This is a genomic window from Acetobacter sacchari (genome assembly GCF_017377715.1).
GTDB lineage: Bacteria > Pseudomonadota > Alphaproteobacteria > Acetobacterales > Acetobacteraceae > Acetobacter > Acetobacter sacchari.
The window spans coordinates 137714-160879 of the sequence record NZ_JAFVMF010000011.1; the positions used below are offsets into that span (position 1 = coordinate 137714).

The following is a 23166-nucleotide window of genomic DNA, read 5'->3' on the forward strand; positions in this document are numbered from 1 at the left end:
GAATATTTGATTGATTCTGCAGTGTCCTAATTCAGCTCACCATGCACGTCTTGATGGTTCTTTGCGACGATATTCGATTGTCGTACAAAAGAGCGGAATATTTCAATCGCTAATCTGCGTCATGAATGGAAAGCGAGGACGAAGCACTGTTATCCGCCCGTAAGAATTCAAAGTAAATCCGCAGACATATAACGACTGACGCCATGAGCAAGATCAAAGCGACCAAACGTCCCCCCCTTAGCACGGGACTGACGGTCAGCAATGATCTCATGATCAAGTGCGGCTCTCTGCTGGATCAGATAGTGATCGTGCGGGAGGACGGGGCCGTTAGAGCTGATTGTAGGACGATATTCACCACTGAACATGGGAGTGCCGGATTCTGATGTATGAACCTTAACACGTGATTCAATCGGACCCCTCACTTGATGAGTTCGGATAGGCTACCCTTCATGAGTAAGCAATGAGCATGCCGCCATTATTAATAAAGTCCGGATTCTATCTAATCGCGTGTACTATTATCAAGGCACGATTGCCATTTTTTGTCGCGCGCCAAGGAGTCCAATTAATTTCGAAATAATAATGAGTATTAGAATAGGCAAAACCGATCAGAGGCATAAAACAAACCTGATATCAAAGCGTCAGACTATTGGATATGGCTATAGCCCGAAAGGCGCCATCGATTAAGAGACGAGGGCGTCACGTCTAGGCTTGGGAGCCCTGTAATGACAAAAAAGAAAAAATTTATCGCATTTATATTATGCGGAACGATTTGCGGTTCGATGAACTCCTACGCACGCGCAGACGGAGTTGAAAAATCGAACCAGTTTTACTGGCCTACCTCCCTCGATCTGGGCCCGCTCCGGTTTCACAATATTGAGTCAGATCCTTACGGATCTGACTACGCGCGTGATTATCAGAAGAAGTTCTCGACGCTAAATCTCGCCGACGTTCGCTCGGATATCCTGAAGGTTATAACCACTTCCCAAGATTGGTGGCCTGCGGATTATGGTAATTATGGGCCGTTCTTCATCCGTATGGCGTGGCATAATGCAGGGACCTACCGCGTCCTGGATGGTCGAGGTGGAGAGGAAGGCGCACAGCAGCGTTTCGCCGAACTCAACAGTTGGCCCGATAATGCGAGCCTGGACAAGGCGCGGCGCCTGTTGTGGCCAGTGAAGCAGAAATATGGCGAAAAGCTTTCCTGGGGCGATCTGATTGTTCTGACGGGTGATGTCGCGCTGACGTCCATGGGCTTTAAGACCCTCGGATTCGTTGGAGGCCGCCCAGATGATTGGCAGTCGGAGCAGGTCTACTGGGGGCCCGGGACGAAGTTCTTCCCGGACAAATCTGCCATTCAGGGCAAGTTCGACGCGCAGGGCGCGGCACACCTCGAAAAGCCGCTCGGCGCAACGAATAAAGGCCTGATCTACGTCAATCCGGAAGGGCCAGGTGGCGTTCCAGACCCCGCAGGGGCGGCCAAGATGATCCGTCTTGCGTTCGGTCGAATGGCGATGAATGACGAAGAGACGGTCGCGTTGATCGCTGGCGGTCACACCTTTGGTAAAGCCCACGGCGCGGCCTCGGCACGCTGCATCGGAGCCGCGCCGGAGGGCGCATCCGTTGAGCAGCAGGGTCTCGGTTGGAAAAATAGTTGCGTTAAGGGCCCGCTGAAGGCGACGGACGCAGTCACCAGTGGCCTCGAAGGCGCATGGTCGTCCGATCCGATTCACTTCACCAGTCAGTATCTTGATAATCTTTTGGGTCATGAGTGGGTCCAGACAAAAAGTCCGGCTGGGGCCACGCAGTGGGTGCCCACGGATGCGGCGAACGTTGTTCCAGATGCGAGTGAACCAACCAACCGCGCAAAATTGCACCCGCTGATGATGTTTACGACCGACATCGCTCTGAAGACTGATCCGGCCTATCGCGCCATTATTGAGCGCTGGGCCAAGAACCCGAATGAGTTCGCCGATGCGTTCGCTCGCGCCTGGTTCAAGCTCGTTGTTCGCGACATGGGGCCGAAGTCGCGCTATTTCGGGTCCGAAGTGCCGACGCAGACGTTCCTCTGGCAGGATCCTTTGCCGAAAGCGGAATACGGGCAGATCAGTCAAGCTGATGTTACGATCCTGAAGTCTGCGATCGCCGCTTCCGGCCTGTCGAACCGAGAGATGATCAAGACAGCATGGGCGGCTGCAGCTTCTCATCGCACGACGGATCATCGCGGCGGCGTCAATGGCGCCCGCATTGCTCTGGAGCCCCAAGACAACTGGGCGGTGAACGATCCAGAAGAACTGAAGGGCGTTCTGGCGACACTCAAAACAGTAAAGGATCACTTCAACGCGGGTCAGCATGGCGGACATAAAGTTTCTCTGGCCGACGTGATCGTCCTGGCGGGCAATGTCGGCCTCGAAGCGGCGGCGCATCAGGCTGGCGTGACTATCCACATACCCTTCGCCCCTGGCCGCGTTGATGCCACGCAGGCGCAGACAGATGTCGCTTCTTTTGCCGTGCTTGAACCGACGGCGGACGCGTTTCGTAACTATTACCGCAGCGTGCCGGATGGGAAGTCGCCCACTGACGCGCTGGTTGACCGTGCCAGCACGTTAGACCTCACGATCCCGGAGATGACGGTTCTCCTCGGAGGCATGCGCTCACTCGACGTCAATACAGGCCACTCTCCAAACGGGGTTCTCACCAACCGCCCAGGCCAATTGAGCAACGACTTCCTCGTCAATGTTCTGAGCATGGACACGCGCTGGGAAAAGGCGGCTGATCAGCCAGGTGTTTATGAAGGATTTGATCGAAAGACCGGCACGAAGCGCTGGACGGCGACGGATGTCGATCTGGTGTTCGGTGCGAATTCCGAACTGCGCGCGACGGCCGAAGTCTATGCTTCCGCAGACTCACAGCAGAAGTTCTATAGCGATTTCGTCAAGGCGTGGACCAAGGTCATGACGCTTGATCGCTTCGATCTTCAGCACTGAGGCAGACCGCAATACCCCGCCGCCGGACCGACGGCGGGTTTGCAGGAGAAACAGGATGAAAATCGCAATTGCTCTGTCGGCGTGCCTGTGTGCGTCGCCGGCAGCGGCCTTCGCTGGTACGGTCGACGTTCAGATGGTCAACACTTCATCGGACGGAGGACCGGGTTTTAGCCCCGATATCGTTCGGATCGCCCCAGGTGACAGCGTTCATTTCGTTGCGAGCAGTCCAGGGCACACAGTACAATCTATACCGAATATGGTTCCTGAAGGTGCGCAAGCGTTTTCGAGTAACGCGAGTGAGGATTTGACGGTGACTTTTCAGAAACCGGGAATATACGGCTATAAATGTGGTCCTCATTACATGATAGGAATGGTTGGCGTCGTCATTGTCGGGGATATCCGGAACGAGGGCGCCGTCAAGAAGGTTTCACACAGCGGTATGGCGGCAAGCGCTTTCACGACGATTTTCGAGCAAATCGACCTCGCTTCGCGATGAATTCCGAACTTTAATCTCACAATATTCACAGAAAACAAAATACATTCAATATCAAATCGTCAGAAGGGAGACGGAAACATGTTGGGAAAAACGGGAAATGAACTCTCCTTGCTGGCAAAGTTTCTCAAGGGGCGAGTCATCGTTATCGATATAGCCCTCGACAACAGGCCTGTTTCATCGGCCTACGAGCAGTCATTGAGTCTGATCACTGCAAAGGTGCCGAATATCAAGCTGATTAGCCGGGTTAGAACTAGCCGCTTCTGTGTCCCTATCAAGAGGCCATCGTTCAATGTAGAATTGGGTGACGGCATGCTTGTAGGTACTTATGATGGCCCCCCTGCAGTGGAGGCAATTGTAAATTTTCTTACCTCTAATCTTGTGAAGACAGGGGGCGACCTCGCTGCCTGATCGATGCAAGCATCAGCGGTTTTCGAGGAAGATTTTCACTCTAACTTCGTTACGAGTCTTGTGATGAGTGATTGGTTGGGTGACGAATGAGCTAGAGGCTCGCCAGCAACCACTCTTGCCGATGAATCATGAAACCCTCTTCATGGCAATCGTAACGCGCTGACCGATGACACCTGTACAAACCGCATTTATTTTCGCGGAAGATATTTAATCTGAGCGTATCTCTAGCAAGACTTTCCGTAGTCGTGGGAAGCACTTTCGTACCTTGAGGAGCGGCGTGCTCGAATTTTCAATGCAGTCTTTTTCGTGCTTTACCCAAATGCCTGCACTCTCATGTTCACGGTTGGTCCCTTGCTACACCAGAAGGACCCTAACGAGATCAAATTGCGACATGGCCTAGAATTTTGCGATGATTCGACAAATATGTATCCCCTGGAGAAGATATATGACCATTTCTCGGAGCAGATATCAAACGAATGCCGTCTTGGCGCTCCTATCTCTCGTTTGTTCGTTCTGCGCAGCCTGCTCAGACATTAGACCTCAGACTATGACTACCGAAGATGCAGCGTTTGCTTCAAGCAATCCGATATCGGCCGCCACCTACGACCAGAGATTTGGCTGGAAAAACTAATTACTAGATAGAGAGTTCCAGAAACTCTTCGGCTTTGAGGCGGTCTCTTTGCCACCCTCCCCCGGTAATGTCGCATTATTCGGACGTGTTAGGTGGCGGTGACGAGTAAGCGGCCTGTAATCTACAAACGTCTTTGTTTTCCGTGTGAGGTGATTGCATATGCTGTGAGGCTGCACTTTCTCTTTCCACGGAGCTTTAACAGATGTTGCTCGAGCGCGCTGTTCTTGTCTGGTATGAAGCGATCCGCCGCTGGAGCTGAAATTTGGGACGGCATTTGCATGTAGATTGGGTCGCAAGAGCGCTGCTCCAGGCGACGTCTGACATCTGGAAGAGGTGAGGATCGTGATCCATGGCTGATTTCACTTGTTGTGGCACGCGATCGAGCAACATTCTGGATGAAATTCTGCTAACACGGGGCAACAAGAAAGCGGTGAGACGGCTGTTGATGTGGCCTTTTCAAGAAGTAGGGTGTCAGACCGGAGCGCATAATTACTGACTTGCCGAAATTATACGGCGCAGCGAAGCTACCAGGTCATGCTGCGCATGGGATAATGTTCTCATAAAAATCTAAGAAAAACTGTATAAAATTCGAATATATTTCGGAGAAAATACGAGTGCGTCATGTAGACGCTTCGCCCTCCGACGGGGTGTCGGCGCCTCCTCGCTGTCTTTGTTGCTGTACGCAAACTGCTTATTCCGCCCGCCTCTGTCAGGAATGCTCTTTGTCGCCACAGCTATTGTATCTGGGGTTTCTCCCATCGGGATGACGAAACTGATATCCTCGCCCGAAAAGTAATCCGAGTACACCGATACAATTAGCGCGACAGCACCTTAGAATCCGAGGCATTCGATCAGAAACGCGCACTCAGCGTACCAAAAAAAGTTCGAGGCGCACCGACTTCCAGAGACTGATAGTCGCCCGACATCGGATTTCCGTTCTCTCCCATCATTGCAATGTACGAGTGGTTGAAAAGGTTATAAACGCTAAACGACAAAGTCATATCGCGAATTATTCCATAACGTCCAAAATCATACGTTGCTGTTACGTCCGTCAACCAGTATGCAGGAATTGACGTGTCGTTGACGTAGCTAAAATATCTCTTTGAGTAATAATTAGCGTGAAACGCGCCAGAAAGGCCTTTGTATTGATAAGATATTGAAGATTTGAACATGAATTGGGGATAATTGACGAGCTTCTTTCCCCTTGTCGCATAGGTCATCCCAGCCCCGGGGATATCCGCGCCATACGTTGAATGGTTATAGCTGACAGAATTGAAGATAGACAGGCCCTTGACTGGACGAACGATCAGGGCGGCGTCAACGCCATACATCGACATATCGCCGCTGTCCACCAGGGTAGACACGGCCTGCGTCAACGTGCCTATCGAGGCAGACTGCAGCCGATGAAGTATATCAGCATGATATACACTTAATGAGGTAGTGACCAATTTTTCGGTATAGCGATACCCAATTTGATAAATCCAATCTTTTTCCGGACGAATTGTCTTCTGTAGACTCTTGAATGTCGCCTGGTCAGACACGCCCCATGGCGACGCGGACCCGGTCGTGCCGACGTCGTAAGCTCTCATATTTTTAGCGATGTCGACGTAAAATTCATGCCCCCGAAAAGGACGCCAATTGATACTGAAATGGGGAAGAGCAGCGGCGGCGCTGGTGAGACTCCCATTGGGCAGCGCCGATACGCCTTCGTAGCTCTGATTTACGTAATTCGCACCGCCTGACGTCGTAGCCAAGAGCGATTTGAATCCAGCGTGGAGCGTTAAACTAGGAGTTAAGTGAAAGGTATCCATCAAGTGAAATTGAAAAATATTGGTGTTTAACTCAAAGCCATAATTTTTTTGGAAGGGAGGCCCATACAAGGTAAAGGGGCCGTTCGGCGCGTAAAGAGGCTCCCCCTCACCTAAAAGCGGTTCAGTATATTGAAACTGATTGCCGCCTTGTTTTTGGTTCGCGTACCACACTCCGGCATCAAAATCGTGCTTTGGAAGATGGTACAGAAAATCTGTCCTGACTCCAAAGCTCCGCAATTGACGTCTGGCGACCTGCTCCGAGAGGGGCGCGCCATTGGGAGACGGCAAAAAAGGATCGCCGTACGTGCCAAGAAAGGAATCACTATAGCCGTAAAATGTGCTTTTCAACCGCAAACGACTCGTCAGTGTAGCGTCGAGACTTAAACCGCCCACGTAATCATTATTTCTGTGACTGGAGTCGTAAAAGCTTATCCCCTTGGGATCGACGCCTGATACCGACCCGTAACCAGGTGGCACGTAAGTTCCGGCTGCAACTGCGTACGCCTCAGCATAGTTCGGATAGAAAGAATCAATACTACCGCCCAGGGTTTTATATGTCGCAAGAGTCAAATCGCCAAAATCCTGTTGCTGCGCCGAACTCCTGTTGAAAAACGCGGTCAATTGACTCGATTGGCCAATTGGCTGGATCAGCTTTGCGTCGATCTGCTGAGCGAATTGTGTTCCAGTCCCCTTCCATTTTCCTTCATCTGTACGGGCATATGATGCGAAAAATCGTGTACCTGCGTGATTGAGGTCGCCGCTGTCTATACGGCCATACGTTCGGAACGTTCCATAACTACCAAATGTCTGGGTGACTCGGGCGCCCAAACGATGATCGGGATCACTGGTCCGATACTGCAGCGATCCACCGAGATTGCTTGCGGACGGTGTCTCCTCGGAGCCCCCTCCCTGAGACACCGACACCTGCTCGAGATCATCGGGAATGACGAGACCGTTTACATTTATTCCACTCAACATGCCAAACTGCTGACTATCGAGTGGAATATCATCGAGCGTCACGGCCAGTTGGCTCATGAAAAATCCACGAAGATAAAGGCTCGCACCCCAGGTGTTTACCCCCAAAGGATCTGCTGAACTGAAGCTTACTCCCGGGACCTGCTCGAGCATCTTCAAAGGATTCGTCCCTGGTACAAAGTGATCCAGAGCTTCTTTTGTGATTTTCTGTTCGGACCCATGCGATGTCGTTCGTGACGCAGAAACGCTATATGCCTCGCCAACTCTCGACGTCACACCGGGTTTACGTTTACCGGCGTCCGCGTTCGCCGCAGGGTGAGAATTCGGTATTACCGACCTCTTCACACTCCGTGCATGCGCGTGCTGTAGCGGCAGCAACACTGAAAGCGAAGTCGCAGCTGCTAATACAGCAGAAAATGCATGCGAGCGCTGCCGTAGAGCGTGCGTCGGTAATTCGAACGAACCCACAATACCCCCCGATGAATACATCTGCGTTCTTATTGAGGGACTCGAATCTGTCTATCAAAGATTACAAACTCGTAAGTTGAATTTTCTTCATCTAACGGGAAAAGTCTAGAATCTTCTAATATATTAATGGTTTTTACTATTTTTCTCGATGCTATTTTCTCGTGCGATAAGAGATTGGATCCTGAATCAGCCGAACTTCTTTGGAGTTGAGGATCATCCGGCGCGCACCGAAACCTCGTGAGAATGGAACCTCAGCTTAAGCGTTACTGCGGCAGTTTTTAGGATCGGCGAATTTACTGGGGTCGTGTATCTTGAAATTTCAAGATGAAAAGAGATTTTTCGCCATAAACTCGACGAACACCCTAAGCTTTGATGGGAGGTAATCGCTCGACGGCCACAGGAGACGGAAAACCCCGGAATGCTCGGTACAGTCGGACAACACCTGAGTGAGGCGCCCGGACTTGAGATGTTCCCGAAGCGCAAAGTCCGGCAGACTGACGATGCCTAGACCGGCTTCGGCCATGCTGATCAGAGGTTCAATGGCCGAAGCAACAACGGTTGCCGGCGGCTCGATCGCTCCAGACACGTGCTGCGGCTGTCGCAAAGGCCATGCTTCCAGCTTTCCGGTCGTTGGGTATCTATGCCGTAGGCAGGCGTGCTGCGCCAGATCAGCAGGTTTGGTCGGTGTACCACGTCGGTCGAGGTAAGCGGGACTTGCAACAAGCAAGTGATGGAACATGCCGACGACGCGGGTCATCAGGCGTGAGTCCGCAACATCTCCGCTGCGGATAACAACATCGAAACCTTCGCCGATGACATCGACCAGGCGGTCTGTGAAATCGAGATCAGGTTCGATCTCCGGGTAGGTCTGGATAAAGGCGTTGACAGCAGGCATCAGCAGCATTCCGACCATGGGGAGGCTCACACGGAGGCGTCCCGATGGTTTGGCGTGCGTATCAGCCAGTTCCTGTTTCGCTGCCTCGACCTCTCCTAGGATCCGATGGCAGCGCGCAAGAAAGAGGCGCCCTTCGTGGGTTAGTGTAATCGTCCGCGTGCTGCGATGAAATAGTCTGGCGCCGAGGCGATCTTCAAGACGTGCAATCGCCTTGCCGACGGCAGAGGCGGATATACCCAGGTGCCGGCCGGCGGCCGTGAAGCTGCGTGTTTCCGCAACCTGTATGAAAACGGGAAGAGCGCCCAGACTATCCATTGCTCGGTCCAATTATTGCGGACATTTATGTCGGTTGTGTACGGAACTCTAGCCTGATTAATCCTGAGTGAGAACCATCTTATGGTGCGGACAACAAAGGGCGGCGAAGCACCGACAGCTTTGCGCCATGGCACGCTTTGAAATGGACGGCTCCATGACTTCAAAAACGATCGAGTGTGGCCTGTCCACGCCGGGACGCTTGCCACTGAGAAGCCTTCTGGCTCTGGCCACTGCAGGGTTCATCACCATTCTCACCGAAGCCCTGCCTGCGGGCTTGTTGCCTCAGATGGGCGTTAGCCTGAACGTCTCGGATGCGATGGTTGGGCAGCTTGTCACCTTTTACGCAATAGGCTCCCTTGTCGCGGCCATCCCTCTGACCAGCGCTACGCAAGGGTGGCGACGGCGCAGATTGCTGCTTCTGGCAATCGGTGGTTTTGCTTTCGTCAATACGATCACGGCGATCTCAACCAGCTATATCCTGACTCTCGTCGCCCGTTTTCTTGCGGGCGTGTCAGCTGGATTGTTATGGGCGCTTCTGGCGGGCTATGCCCGCCGAATGGTGGAGTCCGACTTGCAAGGACGAGCAATTGCTGTCGCAATGGTCGGGACGCCGCTCGCCCTGTCGTTTGGTGTCCCTCTTGGCGCCTTTCTGGGGACGGTCATGAGTTGGCGCTATACTTTCGGCATCATGACCGCCCTGACTGTCTTACTGATTGGCTGGATCCTGACAGTTGTGCCGGATTTTCCGGGGCAACCTCAGGAACAGCGCCTGACGCTCGTCTCTGTGTTCTCAATGGCGGGCGTACGGGCAGTGCTGTCCACCACATCATTGTTCGTTCTTGCTCACAATATTCTCTACACATATATAGCACCTTTCCTGCTTCAGGCCGGAATGAGCGGACAGGTTCATACGGTTCTGTTTGTATTCGGTCTGACTGCTCTGGTCGGGATCTGGATCGTGGGCGTCCTTATCGATCACTGGCTGTGGACATTGATCCTGATGAGCATCGTTTTTTTTATCTGCGCGGGATGCATTTTAGGTTTCGCTGGGACCAACCCGCCTGTGATCTACGCTGGCGCCGTTCTGTGGGGTCTGTCCTTTGGTGGCGCAGCTACGCTGTTCCAAACGGCTTCCGCACGCAGGGCGGGTGAAGGCGCCGATATCGCCCAGTCGATGATCGTGACCGGGTGGAACGCGGCTATCGCCGGCGGCGGGATTATCGGGGGAATTCTCATCAACTATGTCGGCGCGACCGCTATTCCATGGACAGCAACAGCACTACTTTTGTGCGCACTGGTGGTTGTCTTCAGGTTTGAAGAGAAGGAGGCTATTGGGGTGCGCTAAGCTGCAAACGTGTCATCAGTTAGGAAAAATTATGATGTGGCAATTTAAACTGGGGAAAAGCAATATTTCTACGGTATATCGTTAGGCAGGTCGCGGAAATATTTTACCGGAATTGATCTATTCGTAATATTCTAAAAATACCTTACTCTCGGTTACAAGTGACGCTAGCTTCTCGGGTCGTGTTCCTGCCCTCTTTCGAGCGAATGGGTGGCTTTGCCTTTTCGGAGGCCTGTTAAATCTGATTAAAAAACTCGCCTTCCTATCATGCGATTATAAGATCTCCCATGCAGCGGCATGCGTGGAGCGTCCCAAACTATAAAGGCAAACCACGGATCAGTCGAGAAGAGGAGATATCCGGTTACTCCGTCCTCGAAGCGCGGCCGGCCAGCTGTAAACATCATTCCGCACCCAGGTGCTGCGACCAGTCGGACGCCGGTTCGCCGGGACGCAATTTGCCGCTCGCGCCGCCGACTGTCGCGCGTAAAGGTCAGCCATGGTGCAGACTCATGGAACCTGTGCCGGACCGTCATGCAGAGCGTCGTGGTATCGGTCAGCGCATTTGCCGTCCCGTCGACGCCTCATAACGTGCGACAGACCTCTTGCAATGTGTCCACGCGAAAGCGTCAAACAGCCGCCCACTTCATTCCCCCAAGACCGCATGCTGCGGATTCGAGCTGAGTCAGTTTGTCGGTCGCGTCGTTCCTCACGCTCTTCGACCGGGACGATCAGACGACCGGGTTAACATCGAGCCGGAATGTCAGGTCGACCATATTCGACGCAGGGTCGCCACAACGCCCGGGTGCTGCCGCAGCGAGGCAGGCGGGTCCGGGTCGCTTTTCTCTTCATCCAGCGTGGTGAGCAGGATTGGCGATAGCGGGTTGAGGTCGAAGGAAGAAGTACTACCTCGGTCGTATGCGCCAGCCCCATAGAACGCGCAAGCGCATGATATTCGCGCGCCGATACTTCCCGTCGCACCCCTCGGCAGTGCAAAAGAGCTGCTGCCAGTGCACGTCCAACATCCACGGCATCAGGCCTAGCCCGCGGACCGCGTCACACAATCAGCGAATGGGCAATGCCGGTCCCTGCGCCGTCAGGTGATGTCCCACCCAGCACTCAGGGTCTCGGAAGCCGATGACAGAGACGAAACGTCCCAAGCGCGACGTGCAGCCGGAGCTTGCAGACGAGGCTTGGATTTTTCGCGGCCGCGACGTACTAGCGCAGCAGGTGCGGAATCACTGACGATCGTGGCCCCCACTTTCCCGGCATTCCTTAATGAAAGCCAACCAGAAGGACTTCGATTGCACTGGAGGAAGATACGGGGATTACACCCGATTGAGCCTGGTCAGCCGCCGCCATTCTGGTCTGCTTCACCTGCGACACCGCCTCCGGGAGTGGCGGCAACTTTGCCAGCGTCGCCTGCCATATTATGCCTCTTGGAAAGGTTCGAGTTGACGCCGATTGTCACTTCCGCGCTCTGCTTGCTCTGTTCGGCGTCACCCGAAGCAGCATGAGCCTTCGCCTCGGACACCGATTTTTGAAATTCGGCCTGAGCCTGTTCTTTCCCGATCGTTCCAGAATCTAATTTTTTTGCAATAACGTTTCTCGACGAGTTTATAGACGTAATCACGGATTGATCGTAGCCAGTTTTCGTCGCCATAATATTATCTGCATTATTAAGGCATTTTGCATGAGAATAGTAATTTTCTTGAATATTATTCTGAATTCTGTCACACTCCGCGTACGCTTTGTTATGTTCATTTACGGCAGACCGCTCAGTACATGCAGGAAGAGAGATTATGGCGGCGACAAGAAAAATATTCTTCACACTGAACTCCGTTTAAACCGATACGGAACATTCCACTGTATGCCCGTGAGGTCAAATAAGCATCCGATTAAAGTAGTTGCTACACATCATAGACTGACAGCGGTCTCGATAAAATCCGCGCGTTATCGTGCTGTATCGGTGCTGTGATGCTAATTGCGCTTATACGGCGCACGCCCGCAATCCGGCATTGTGAGGCGAAGAGCGCGGCGGCACTATCCAGTGGGCTAAGCGCGGGCCGACGGCGTGGTAATTAGGATTTCTGGGTGGTTTGTTTTTTATAAGGTACATTCGCGACCTTCCCGAAGTGAAGGTGAATTTTCGGCTTTGTGGTTAGATTCAGGTGAGTATGGCGCTTCACGCAAGGCATGAATCTCGGCTCATTCTATAGAACTATGACGCCTCATTGTACGTGACGACGCTCTAACCGGGATAAGCACTGACTGCATGTGTTGAATTCGCCGGGAAAACGAATAATACTGCGGGAGTCAAGCAAGGAGCATGAGCCATGGAGCGACGCGCCTTCAACTCGGTTCTGGCGGGTCTGGGCCTTTCCCTTGGCGGCGGGTATGTCAGACCGACCGCCGGGGCGACACCGGCGAACGTGGAGAGTTTTGTTCTACACGCGAATGATTGGGTGCCGAACAATCCAGCATTGCCGGTCATTATGTATCGTAACGCCTTGTCGGTGGGTGGGGAGGATCCTGCAGCCGCATTCGAGGCGTTGTTTCAGGCTAACGGATGGCCGCCTCGGTGGCGAAATGGCGTCTATTCTTTTCACCATTATCACACGCTAGGCCATGAAGTTTTGGGGTTCTCGGGGGGATCGGCCAGACTCATGCTTGGCGGACCAGACGCCCGTGAAGTGCAAGTGCAGGCGGGGGATATCGTTGTCTTGCCCGCGGGCGTCGGGCATATGAATCTTGCGTCTGATGCGGCCTTCGAGGTTGTGGGCGCCTACCCTCCGGGTCAGGAGTTCGACATTGTCAGGCAAGCGCCTGACGGCGACCAGCGGACCCGTTTGGCAAGTTTGCCTTTTCCTTCGTCGGACCCCGTACAGGGGACCGGCGGTGCAGTCAGCAGATTATGGAAATACTAATGAATTCAATAAAGCGCCGTACCGCGCTCAGCATGATATTGACCCCGGCCCTTCTTGCTTTCGCATATCAAGGGTATGCAGAGGCTTCTCGCCTAAAGATTGGTATTATCGGGGCCGGACAGGTGGGTACGACGCTTGCGCGCCTGTGGGTCGGGTCTGGATATCCCGTAATGCTTTCGGCCCGCTCGCTTGATGAGGCGAAACAGGCGGCTGGGCAACTCGGTCCCCTGGCATCTGCTGGCACACCTGAGCAGGCGGCGAAGTTTGGCGACGTCGTTGTGCTGGCTGTGCCGTATCGCGCTATTCCCGCGTTGGGTCAGCAGTTGGCTACGATGGTGAAGGGAAAGACTTTGCTCGATCCAAGCAACTTCTACCCCTTTCGTGATGGAGCGATTGCCGAAACTGCCGCCCACGATGGCGCTGGCCCAACAACCCAGCGGTATTTCCCCGGCGCACATGTTGTACGCGGGTTCAACTCGATTGATATGAGCGTTCTGCGGTCCGAAGCGCATCGTGCAGAGCCCAGGCTTGCGGTTCCGATCGCCGGGGATGATTCTGCAGCTGTAGACAGTGTCTCGGGGCTTGTGAGTGCGGCGGGATTTGATCCGGTCGTTACGGGCGACCTCGCCAGTTCGGTCATGTTTCAGTCCGGCGGCCCAGCTTTTGAAGTGAAGAAGGACGTTGCGGGCCTGAAATCTGCTTTGTCTCGACCATAAACGTGGTGCGACAGGGTGGAGTCACGGCACTATCCCCGCAAAGTCCTTGCTGCGGGCGATGTGCATGAAAATGAAGCCCGTTTAAAGCTCGAGGCGGAATTTGCCGCGTCGTAATTATGCTTCGGATCGATTCTAAAAAATTCTTTATTAAGTCAAGTAGTGCAAGGATGCCAGTTTCTAATCGGGTGCGTCTAAGGCCGGATTACAAGATGAACTCGCCGTCGATGGTCAAACTGGCGCCCATCATGCAGGTCGAGGCCCAACCTTGCGAAAAACGCGACGAGAGTGCCCACGTTCGGCGAACGTCCCTGAGTGATCGAAAAGATTTTGGGAGGCACATAGACCTCCCAGCCGGTCTCGTGATCGGGCCCGCTTGGCTGTGCCGGGATACATGACCGTTACGGACCGTTCGATCAAAGACTATTTTCGTTGTCGTTCGTGGCATGCCGCACGAGGTTGTCGCGCAGAGTAGTGATCGATCGCTGCAAGGCCCGAAATTCGTCCTGGTTGAGTCCGCTCGCTTTGACCAGCGTACGTTGCGCGCCCTTTTCCCTCAACGCGCGACCCGCGTCGGTCAGACTGATGATCACCTGCCGCTCGTCCTTCGGATCGCGCCCGCGACGAAGGAAACCCAGGGTTTCGAGTTTCTTGAGGATCGGCGTAAGCGTATTCGATTCGAGGAACAGCTTCTCCCCCAAACTGCCGACGGTCTGGTTGTCTTCCTCCCACAACGCCACGATCGCAATCCATTGCGTGTAGGTCACCCCCAATTCCTCCAGGATCGGCCTGTAGGCGCGGCCATAGGCCAAATTCGTCGAGTAGATGGCAAAGCACATAAAATCGGCCAGCTTCGGGTATGCGACAGTGGGCGCTGAGACACCCATGACGGGACTCTCCTTCTCATGATCCTGTGGCTTCACATAAATCGTATCCGATTTAATCGGAAGTGTTGACACGGGGATTTGTGTCATTATTGTAATCGTATCCGATTAAATCGTATACGATTTATGTGAAGGTTGGCGATGTGTGTTCCTTTTCTGACGGCTCTCTGCACCCGCGGCGCCCACACCAATGGCGGTCGTGATGGCATTTCTGTCAGCGACGATCGTCGTATCGAGACCGGTCTTTCGCTCGCCGGGTCACACGGTCCCGGCACCAACCCCGAACAGCTTTTCCGCGCAGGCTTCACCGACGCTATCCGTCTCGCCGCCACGGCGAATCACGTCAGACCCCGAGATAGACGTCGCCCCCTCGATCAAGATCGGCGACGCCCTGCCCCGCCCGACAGCCGGGCGGACCCGTCCTTGAGACGCTCTCTTAACAGCATCCACGGCCCACATTTTAACCGAAAGGAAACCTGACCATGCCGCACAGCATTCTGGGCGCCCCGAACCGCCGCAACTTTCTCGGCTTTGCCGCCGCGTCCACCACCGCCCTGGAGTTGTCGGGTCTGATCGGTCTAACCGGAGCGAGGGCAGCCTCTCTCGACGCACTATTGCCGCCCTTGCGCTATGTCGATGCTGGCCCATTGCGCGTCGGCTACATGGAGATGGGACCGGAGAACGGCCCGGCCGTCCTGCTCCTGCATGGTTGGCCCTATGACATCCATGCCTTCGACGCGGTGGCCCCCGTGCTGGCGGCCAGCGGCTTTCGCGTGCTGGTGCCCTATGTGCGCGGCTATGGCGCCACCACTTTCCGTTCAGCCTCGACCATGCGCAACGCGCAGCAGGCGGCGCTGGGCAAGGATGCGATCGACTTTCTCGATGCTTTGGGAATCAAGCGCGCCATCTTTGCGGGGTTCGATTGGGGCGCGCGCACGGCCGATGTCGTGGCGTCGCTCTGGCCGGAGCGTTGCGCCGGTCTCGTATCTGTCAGTGGCTATCTTATCGGCACGCAGAAGGGCAATGCCAAGCCTCTCTTGGCGGCGGCGGAATACCAGTGGTGGTATCAGTTTTATTTCGCGACCGAGCGTGGCCGTTTGGGCTACATGGAAAACACAAAGGCGTTCAACCGGCTGATTTGGCAGAACGCCTCGCCGCGCTGGCAATTCAGCGACGCGACCTACGCTCGTTCAGCGCAGTCCTTCGACAACCCCGATCATGTTGCCATCGTCATCCATAATTACCGCTGGCGTCTTGGTCTGGCCGATGGCGAGCGACAATACGATGCCCTCGAAGCCCGCCTCGCGGCGGGCCCGGTCATCACAGCGCCGACGATCACCATGGAAGGTGACGCAAACGGCGCACCCCACCCGGCGCCGGACACGTATCGCGCCCGTTTTGGAGGTCGATACGAGCATCGCCTGATTCGCGGCGGCATCGGCCACAACCTGCCGCAGGAAGCGCCGCACGCTTTCGCCGCCGCCGTGCGTGACGTGGCTGCCTGACCCCACAAAATCGAAAGAGAAGAACATAATGTTAGATACGTTGCGTCGCCTTCGCTGCCGGATTGGTCTCGTGGCGTCCATCATGGCCGCGACCGGCGTCATCGGGTCCGGCACATGCCCTATCACCGCGGTTCTGATCGACGGCATGTCACGGGTTGCCGATCATGGGGTGAATACGGATGCCGACGGGCACGATGTGATCACGAATTGGCGCCTCTATCAGCTTGTCCCGCGGACTGGAGCCTTCATGGATCGATCGTTCGATATCCGCTTAGGCGAGCCCGGCGCCGACGCCCCTTCCGTCACATTCGGCTGATCCGTCACTACGAGAGGACCCGAGCCATGCCCCTCCCTTTTCTCACCAGCCTTCGTTGGATCGCATTTTCTCTCGCTGCTGCCGCTGGCGCAGGCGGCATTTGGTGGCGCATCATCGACCACGCCGCCTTGGCGGCCCCGATGGGCCCAGCATCACCGATCTATGGCGTCACCATTCCAGACGGCTATCGTAGTTGGGAATTGGTGGGGCCATCTTTGGAAGCGGCTCCCTTGAATGAATTACGCGTGATCGTCGGCAATAAAGTCGCAATCAATGCCTACAAATCTGGAAAACTGCCGTTTCCGAACGGTTCCATTTTGGTGAAACTAGCGTGGAAAAGAGCGCAATCACCCGATTTCGCGCCCGCCACGATCCCGGCAGCGGCCACGACAGTGCAGGTCATGGTCAAGGATTCCAGGCGCTATGCCGCCTCCGGGGGGTGGGGTTACGGACGTTTCGCCAATGGGATTCCGGCCCCAGAGGCACAGCAAGCGACCTGCTTTGCCTGTCACAGCGGGCATGTGAGGGAGCGAGATTACGTTTTTACGCATTACGCGCCTTGATTGATCTGCCGGCTGAGGCGATGGCGTGTCGAGTGCGCCACCTGGAATAGGCGCGGCTTCCATTTGGGATATGCGCTTTTCGTACAAACCCTTGTAAACGCCGTTCCTATGCTCCTTAGACAGCGAACGCGGCCTGACAAACATGTCGTTGCGGGTAGAATTTTTTGTACAATGCCCCACTTCGGCTGAACGTAATCAGATACGGCGGTTGCAGGTTTGCGGTCTGTTACCGCCGTTAGTAGGCCAGAAAGAGACGCGGATTTTTTCATCCTGCGCCTGATTGGCGCGCGGTTTCTGAGAGGCCGAAGACGCCGGAACTAACCGGTGACTCATCAGGTGCCGAGAAAGACGGCTCCGCATTCTGCCTGCTGGTGTTAGCTTTATCTGTTGCGAGATCGAATCATTAACAAACCCGACCATCTGGTGATTCGATATCATCGGCATGTCAATACGTAAGGGTATTCTCCATCAGGTGGCGATCACGACCCAAGCACGCGCGAAATACTGCTCTGACATGATGGATGCCCGGCACACGTTGGCGCCCCGGAGGTTTTCAACACTGATCACGGGTCGCACTTTAGCGCAAATCGGTTGGTGGGGTTTTCGGAAAATTAAGAAATATTCATCTGATCGGCTTCAGGATCGCTCGCGGCTCAAGGAATCTGTCGAGGCCGTAGGCTCCAATCTCGCGCCCAAGGCCGGATTGCCTGAAGCCGCCAAATGGCGCGTAGGGATCGTGCGGCGCGCCGTTAATGACGACGCGACCAGCGACGAGCTGCCGAGCAACCCGCACCGCGCGATCTTCATCTGAGGACAAGACGTAAGCCTGCAATCCAAAGTCGGAATCGTTGGCGATCGACACAGCATCTGCTTCGTTGTCATAGGCGATGACGCACAGGACGGGCCCGAAGATTTCCTCACGAGCGATGCGCATGGAGTTCGTTACATCCACGAATATTGTCGGCTTTGCGAACCAGCCCCTACCCTGCCTCTCAGGTCGTCCCTCGCCACCGGTCAGGAGTGTGGCGCCGTCTTCCTGCCCAAGCCGGATATAATGCTGCACACGCTCCCATTGGGCGGCGTTGGCCAGTGGCCCGATGTGTACGCCGTGATCAGTTGCTGCGCCAACCTTCAGCCGTTCCGCTTCCAGTTTCAGTCGCGCTGAGATTTCAACCTGACGGGACCGTGGGACCAGGATGCGAGACCCGGAGACGCAAGCCTGACCACTGTTGGCGAAACCGCTCATCAACGCGGCTGGGATGGCGGTGTCGAGATTGGCGTCGTCAAGGATAATCGTAGGGCTCTTGCCACCCAGTTCCAGAACCAGTCGTTTCATCGTTTCTATAGCGTCGCGTTGGACAAGCTTGGCCGCCCGCGTTGATCCGGTGAATGATATCAATGCCACATCGGGGTGCGTGGTCAGAGCTGAGCCGACCTCAGGGCCAGTACCGTTCACGACATTGAGCACGCCCGCAGGCAACCGGGCATCATGCAGACATTCCAACAGTAATTGCGTCTGGATGGCGCTCTGCTCGGCAGGCTTGATGACGATGCTGGACCCCGAACCGATCGCATGGGCCAGTTTGGTGGCTATGAAGCCAAAGTTGCTATTCCATGGCGTAATTGCTCCGACGACACCCAGTGGTAGCATCGTTACGGCGCTGGAGCCGGCGGTGCGCTCGAAGGCGTAATTCTCGACCGAAGCGGCCATCACGTCGAAGATTGACGCCGTGTTTTTTACTGAGAAGTTGGTGAAATAGGCCGGCGCGCCGTATTCCTCAGTCATCGCGGCCACGAGATCGGCGGTACGAGCTTCCACCGCGTCGCGCAGGCGGTGAAGCATGGCGATCCTCTCTGTCTTCGAGGTAGCTGCCATAGCCGGGAAGGCCCGCTTGGCTGCCGCTACCGCCATTCGCAGATCCTCGGCGTCGCCCAGACGCACGGCGCCTATCTTCGCTTCCGTTGCCGGGTTGAACAGGTCGAAGTGCTCAGTGCCGTGCGGCGCCACGAAGGCGCCGTCGATATAGATTCTGTCGATGTTGCGCATTGTCGTCTCCGTTCTTGATCGAGGATATGGCGCCCACCTTCTGATCTGATAAGAAGCGCAATAAAGTACAGTATGGTGAGGAAAATCGCGCAATGCCGAAGGCCAGCCTTGCCGAACTGGACGCTTTCGCCACTGTCGCACGCACGGGTGGCTTTCGCGCTGCCGCTCGTGAGTTAGGGGTTTCATCTTCCGGCCTGAGCCACGCAATTGCAGCATTGGAAGAACGCATGAGCGTGCGGCTGTTCAACCGCACGACCCGTAGTGTCGTGTTGACGGAAGCGGGATCTCAGTTTCTGGATGAAGTCCTTCCGGCCTTGGCTGCGATTGATAGCGCGATCGAAAATGCGGGGGAGCATCTCGGTGAACCCTCTGGCGTATTGCGACTGAACATGGCGCCCGGGGCAGTGCGCTTCGTAATGGTGCCGCTGATCCGCGAATATCTTGAGCGGTATGCCCGGATGAGGGTGGAGATTGTCACCGAAGCAGCGTTAGTAGATATCGTGGGCAAGGGGTTCGACGCGGGAGTGCGGTTGCTGGACCAGGTTCCCCCCGACATGATCGCGGTTCCGATCATCCCGGAGGTGCGTATGGTAGTCGTGGCTTCGCCAGCCTATTTGCATCGCGACGCATTACCCCTGGTTCCACATGATCTTCTGCGGCATGATTGCATCCGCTATCGCCGGAGTAGCGGGGGCATCTACCTCTGGGAGTTTGTCCGAGGAGACGAACGCATCGCACTGGACGTGCCTGGCCGCCTTGTCCTCGATGACAGCGGCTTGATGCTTGACGCCGCACTGGAAGGAATGGGACTGGCTTACTTGGCGGAAGACACTGTCACTCGCCACGTTAAGGAAGGGCGTCTCTGCCGTCTATTGACCGCCTGGATGCCGCACGAGCCCCCCTTGTGTCTTTACTATTCTGGCCGCCGGCACATCCCTGCGAAATTGCGTTTTTTTATCGACCTTATCCGTAGTCGTGCGCGAGATCATAAAAATTCCTGACAGCGGCCGCCACATTGTCGCAGTCAGAACTATTCGGGAATTGTGAAGCTATTGGACGTAGTCGCATCGCAATTAGGCAAGGCAACAGCGGGTTTGTTCCAAGGCGCGTGACTTACGATCAATGACGAGGAAAACCATGGTGCAGGGGCGCCGGGCCGACGACATTATTCGCGACAGTTATGAGGACGTAGTGCCGGTCGTTCAAAGATCCGTTTTGAAGAGGCGCCGCAGCCAGGGCCCTGAGGACGCGGCGGCCGTGTACACGTTGTGGCTCGGAGTAGCAGTGCAGCCAGATGACGCTGCCGGCGTCGGCGATGATGGATGCGATGATCAGCTGGCTATGTTTATGGGCCGGATCTGCACGGCTCAACCAATCGGAGGGGCGATCTCTCGAAGCTCGCTGATTGGTCACTTTGATGGGTAAGTGGAAGGTACGGTTTCGAATGAAAAGCCTACAATCCCGAGTTCGCTCGCTGATTGTCCTCAAAGAATGTGCAGCAGAACAGGCGCCTAATATAGGCACAAAACCGAATGGAGCCGGAGGAGCACACGCTCAAACCCCAGATCGTAGGTTCATCGCTTGTTTAAAACCCTATCGTCCCTGGCAGAGACAGGCGTTATGTTCGTAGTCACTCTGACTTCGGTCAGTTGATTTTCTGCCATCCCGGAACCTCGCACCGCGAGAGCGCCTCACAAATGGCCAGACCGAGTTCTTCGTTGGACGCGGACAGCGGAACCTGTATCTCCTTGTCCTGGTATCTCTCTTTTTTTTGGCCAAGCGCGTTACCACCCTCAGGACCCCGCCTGGTCGCTCAAAGAATAATGATGTCGTCGACCCATCATGCCATCCCGCGAACATCGCGCCGTACCGCTTGAATATGTCGACGATTGATCGCGCTCCTCCCTGTTAAGGCTTGGGGCGACCGGCTTGAGATCACGCCCGAGGTTAGCCGTTGTCATAGCATCGCCTCGGGCTGGTCGAGCTGCAATGCGCATCGTGTAGCAACATCGATGGGCAGGTTGTGGGTAGAGCGCTTTATGCCTTTAACGCAGGTCGTGGTTCAATCCGGTCGGAGGCAAGATATGGACCGCCAGCCAGAATTTTTAGTGAGAGTGTGGCGTTCCCTGATCCTCTCTTGGGTAGGGGCAACGTCGCATTACCGTCGGTCCAGCGAAAATCGGGAGATTCCAATGCATGCCATCCGGCGACGGTGTCTTCGTTCAGGTGCGATCGGATTTCCTGAGTTTTCCCTGCTTCTGTCAACGTAATATCGCCGACTAGTACGCCCAGATACCTGCGGTCATCGACAAAAGGGCCAGTAACGTCGGACGGACGAGAGGCGCGGGTCACCAAGTTTACTGAATCGACTGCGGGGGGAATTACGTAGGATATCCAGCCGTCTTTTTCCTCGATATTTCGAATATTGACGCCCGTTTGTGTCACAATCTGTAAATCCGCATCGTTAATCAGCTGATTCACTACGCTGACATCACGAATATTAGCTTGCACCGCCCTCGATTCAATGGATCGAAAAATAGACTCTACGGTTAGCCTGTCATTAACCAATGGGGCTGCTGAGTCCTGCGTCCAAGTTTTGTTTGTGAAGTTTACTTTGCTTACGTTGTTTTCGCATCGAAAGTTCTTTCTGTTTCCAGTGTCCAGATAGCTTTCCGTAAGAATACCATCGGCCATGATGACCGAATGAAGTTCAGTTTCAACGTGATAATAATCGTAACTGGTGATAGTCTTGTCATAGATAATAGAACGCCCGTTGACCAACATGCGAACGGGTATGAAGAAATCACCAAAAAATAAACTATGCTCGGGCGTTATTAACATATCCTTATAGGGCACTCCCTCCGCTAGAGCGTCTCTAAGCACTCTTATTGGATAGCCGGCCATATCATCAGGGAGCCATGGCTTTACGTTAGTCTCAGCCCGCCCTACCCAGACTACTTTGCGTTTAACAGCGTCACCCGCTTCGTAGGCAAACACCTCGTCGCCTACAGAAATTTGCTCGACAGGAAGATCGCCATTTGCGGTACGAATCAAGGTTCCTGCGAGAAAGCATACTGTCCAATCGCCGTTTGCGTTTAGATTGGAATCTGTCGTCAGTGTGACCTTGTTGTTAGAATCGCTGGAAGATGTAAGGATCCAATTCATTTTACTATACTGGCTGGCGGCGTAACCCGTATTATTAGTATAGGTGTAATCGGATAAATCCACGGAAGGGTCCGAAATTGCGTAATAGTAATTCCCACCACCAGAGCCGGAAACTACGATAACTTCTTCCCCATCTGCGCCCCACGAATAATTTATAGTTAAAGTTACGGTGCTACCTGTTGAATCCACGTATGTGAGAACGCCATTATTAAATGTGACATCTGTCGTGACCACGTCGCTTGGCGATAAGGCTGTTCCGAATGTGCCCGAGGCAATTTTGGCCACGCTGAGGGTATAAGTGCCAGAAGTAGGTATCGTGTCCGCCATTTCACCCAGGTCCTCACTTTTGCAGCCAGTGCGCTGTCAGAGATTTCTAGGTGAAATTTGAGAATTAAGAAAATTATTTTGACGCAATCTGATAGGCGGTTGCGACACCGTCATCTGCAAACTCAACTCAGGGGCGGTGTCTTGTGGTCCTCACGCGCAGAAGATAGCCGTTTTTAGCGACCGTAGAGCGTCTGGCGCGGACCATGCCCCTTCAGCGCATCACACCAGCGTGCAATGCGTTTCAAGAAGATAATCCCCCCCTGCCCCGCCGAGTGTTCATCTCAGACCTGCCACGGCTTACGGATGGGCGGCGTGAGCCGCGCTACCTACCTTTCCGTCCCCGCAGCACCGCGCCATCTTCATGCAGATTGGGACGGCCAATCTGTTCGTGCGCGAA

The 23166-nt window shown here is 54.7% G+C and carries 18 protein-coding genes; 11 read left to right on the forward strand and 7 right to left on the reverse strand.

Going from position 1 to position 23166, the window contains the following annotated elements:
• Nucleotides 1-167: 167 nt before the first annotated feature.
• Complete coding sequence (locus tag J2D73_RS21265) at nt 168-422, reverse strand: catalase (RefSeq protein WP_369334004.1); 255 nt, start codon at nt 420-422, stop codon at nt 168-170.
• A gap of 357 nt (nt 423-779) precedes the next feature.
• Between J2D73_RS21265 and katG the strand changes: the two genes are divergently transcribed.
• The 3 genes from katG to J2D73_RS11705 all read left to right on the forward strand — a co-directional run bounded on the left by katG (nt 780) and on the right by J2D73_RS11705 (nt 3888).
• Nucleotides 780-2984 (forward strand): catalase/peroxidase HPI, encoded by a 2205-nt coding sequence (gene katG, locus J2D73_RS11695; protein WP_207881729.1) that lies wholly within the window; start codon nt 780-782, stop codon nt 2982-2984.
• Between the two features lie 55 nt (nt 2985-3039).
• Complete coding sequence (locus tag J2D73_RS11700) at nt 3040-3480, forward strand: pseudoazurin (RefSeq protein WP_207881730.1); 441 nt, start codon at nt 3040-3042, stop codon at nt 3478-3480.
• A 78-nt stretch (nt 3481-3558) separates the two neighbouring features.
• Nucleotides 3559-3888 carry a hypothetical protein gene (locus J2D73_RS11705; RefSeq protein WP_207881731.1) on the forward strand — a complete coding sequence of 110 codons (330 nt, stop codon included), beginning with the start codon at nt 3559-3561 and terminating at the stop codon, nt 3886-3888.
• A gap of 1482 nt (nt 3889-5370) precedes the next feature.
• Here J2D73_RS11705 and J2D73_RS11710 read toward each other — a convergent pair.
• Both J2D73_RS11710 and J2D73_RS11715 read right to left on the reverse strand, forming a co-directional pair.
• Nucleotides 5371-7794 (reverse strand): TonB-dependent receptor, encoded by a 2424-nt coding sequence (locus tag J2D73_RS11710; protein ID WP_207881732.1) that lies wholly within the window; start codon nt 7792-7794, stop codon nt 5371-5373.
• A gap of 298 nt (nt 7795-8092) precedes the next feature.
• Nucleotides 8093-8983, reverse strand: coding sequence for a LysR family transcriptional regulator (locus tag J2D73_RS11715; protein ID WP_207881733.1), 891 nt, complete (start codon nt 8981-8983; stop codon nt 8093-8095).
• 154 nt (nt 8984-9137) lie between these two features.
• On the opposite strand from J2D73_RS11715, the gene J2D73_RS11720 reads away from it, so the two are divergent.
• Nucleotides 9138-10328 (forward strand): MFS transporter, encoded by a 1191-nt coding sequence (locus J2D73_RS11720; protein ID WP_207881734.1) that lies wholly within the window; start codon nt 9138-9140, stop codon nt 10326-10328.
• A 1342-nt stretch (nt 10329-11670) separates the two neighbouring features.
• Here the strand turns inward: J2D73_RS11720 and J2D73_RS11725 are convergent.
• Nucleotides 11671-12153, reverse strand: a complete 483-nt coding sequence (locus J2D73_RS11725; RefSeq protein ID WP_207881735.1) for a hypothetical protein — start codon at nt 12151-12153, stop codon at nt 11671-11673.
• A gap of 505 nt (nt 12154-12658) precedes the next feature.
• On the opposite strand from J2D73_RS11725, the gene J2D73_RS11730 reads away from it, so the two are divergent.
• Both J2D73_RS11730 and J2D73_RS11735 read left to right on the forward strand, forming a co-directional pair.
• Entirely contained in the window at nt 12659-13249 is a 591-nt protein-coding gene (locus J2D73_RS11730) for a cupin (protein WP_207881736.1), read from the forward strand.
• Entirely contained in the window at nt 13249-13965 is a 717-nt protein-coding gene (locus tag J2D73_RS11735; RefSeq protein WP_341535079.1) for an NADPH-dependent F420 reductase, read from the forward strand. Before J2D73_RS11730 ends, J2D73_RS11735 begins: the two co-directional genes overlap by 1 nt.
• Nucleotides 13966-14378: 413 nt before the next feature.
• On the opposite strand, the gene J2D73_RS11740 is transcribed toward J2D73_RS11735, so the two are convergent.
• On the reverse strand, nt 14379-14849 hold the full coding sequence (locus tag J2D73_RS11740; protein ID WP_207881737.1) for a MarR family winged helix-turn-helix transcriptional regulator: 471 nt from the start codon (nt 14847-14849) through the stop codon (nt 14379-14381).
• A 138-nt stretch (nt 14850-14987) separates the two neighbouring features.
• Here J2D73_RS11740 and J2D73_RS11745 point away from each other — a divergent pair, with 138 nt between their 5' ends.
• The 4 genes from J2D73_RS11745 to J2D73_RS11760 are packed head-to-tail and all read left to right on the forward strand — an operon-like array spanning nt 14988 to nt 17230.
• Entirely contained in the window at nt 14988-15326 is a 339-nt protein-coding gene (locus tag J2D73_RS11745) for an OsmC family protein (protein WP_207881738.1), read from the forward strand.
• A gap of 2 nt (nt 15327-15328) precedes the next feature.
• The gene (locus J2D73_RS11750; RefSeq protein ID WP_207881739.1) at nt 15329-16351 is read left to right on the forward strand and encodes an alpha/beta fold hydrolase; all 1023 of its coding nucleotides are present in this window, start codon (nt 15329-15331) and stop codon (nt 16349-16351) included.
• A gap of 28 nt (nt 16352-16379) precedes the next feature.
• Nucleotides 16380-16667, forward strand: coding sequence for a hypothetical protein (locus J2D73_RS11755; RefSeq protein WP_207881740.1), 288 nt, complete (start codon nt 16380-16382; stop codon nt 16665-16667).
• A 26-nt stretch (nt 16668-16693) separates the two neighbouring features.
• A complete protein-coding gene (locus J2D73_RS11760) occupies nt 16694-17230 on the forward strand; it encodes a cytochrome P460 family protein (protein ID WP_207881741.1) in 537 nt (178 codons plus the stop codon).
• Between the two features lie 622 nt (nt 17231-17852).
• Here J2D73_RS11760 and J2D73_RS11765 read toward each other — a convergent pair.
• A complete protein-coding gene (locus tag J2D73_RS11765) occupies nt 17853-19277 on the reverse strand; it encodes an aldehyde dehydrogenase family protein (protein ID WP_207881742.1) in 1425 nt (474 codons plus the stop codon).
• A 92-nt stretch (nt 19278-19369) separates the two neighbouring features.
• Between J2D73_RS11765 and J2D73_RS11770 the strand changes: the two genes are divergently transcribed.
• The gene (locus J2D73_RS11770) at nt 19370-20278 is read left to right on the forward strand and encodes a LysR family transcriptional regulator (RefSeq protein ID WP_207881743.1); all 909 of its coding nucleotides are present in this window, start codon (nt 19370-19372) and stop codon (nt 20276-20278) included.
• Nucleotides 20279-21314: 1036 nt separating this feature from the next.
• On the opposite strand, the gene J2D73_RS11775 is transcribed toward J2D73_RS11770, so the two are convergent.
• A complete protein-coding gene (locus J2D73_RS11775; protein WP_207881744.1) occupies nt 21315-22769 on the reverse strand; it encodes a Hint domain-containing protein in 1455 nt (484 codons plus the stop codon).
• Nucleotides 22770-23166: the final 397 nt, after the last annotated feature.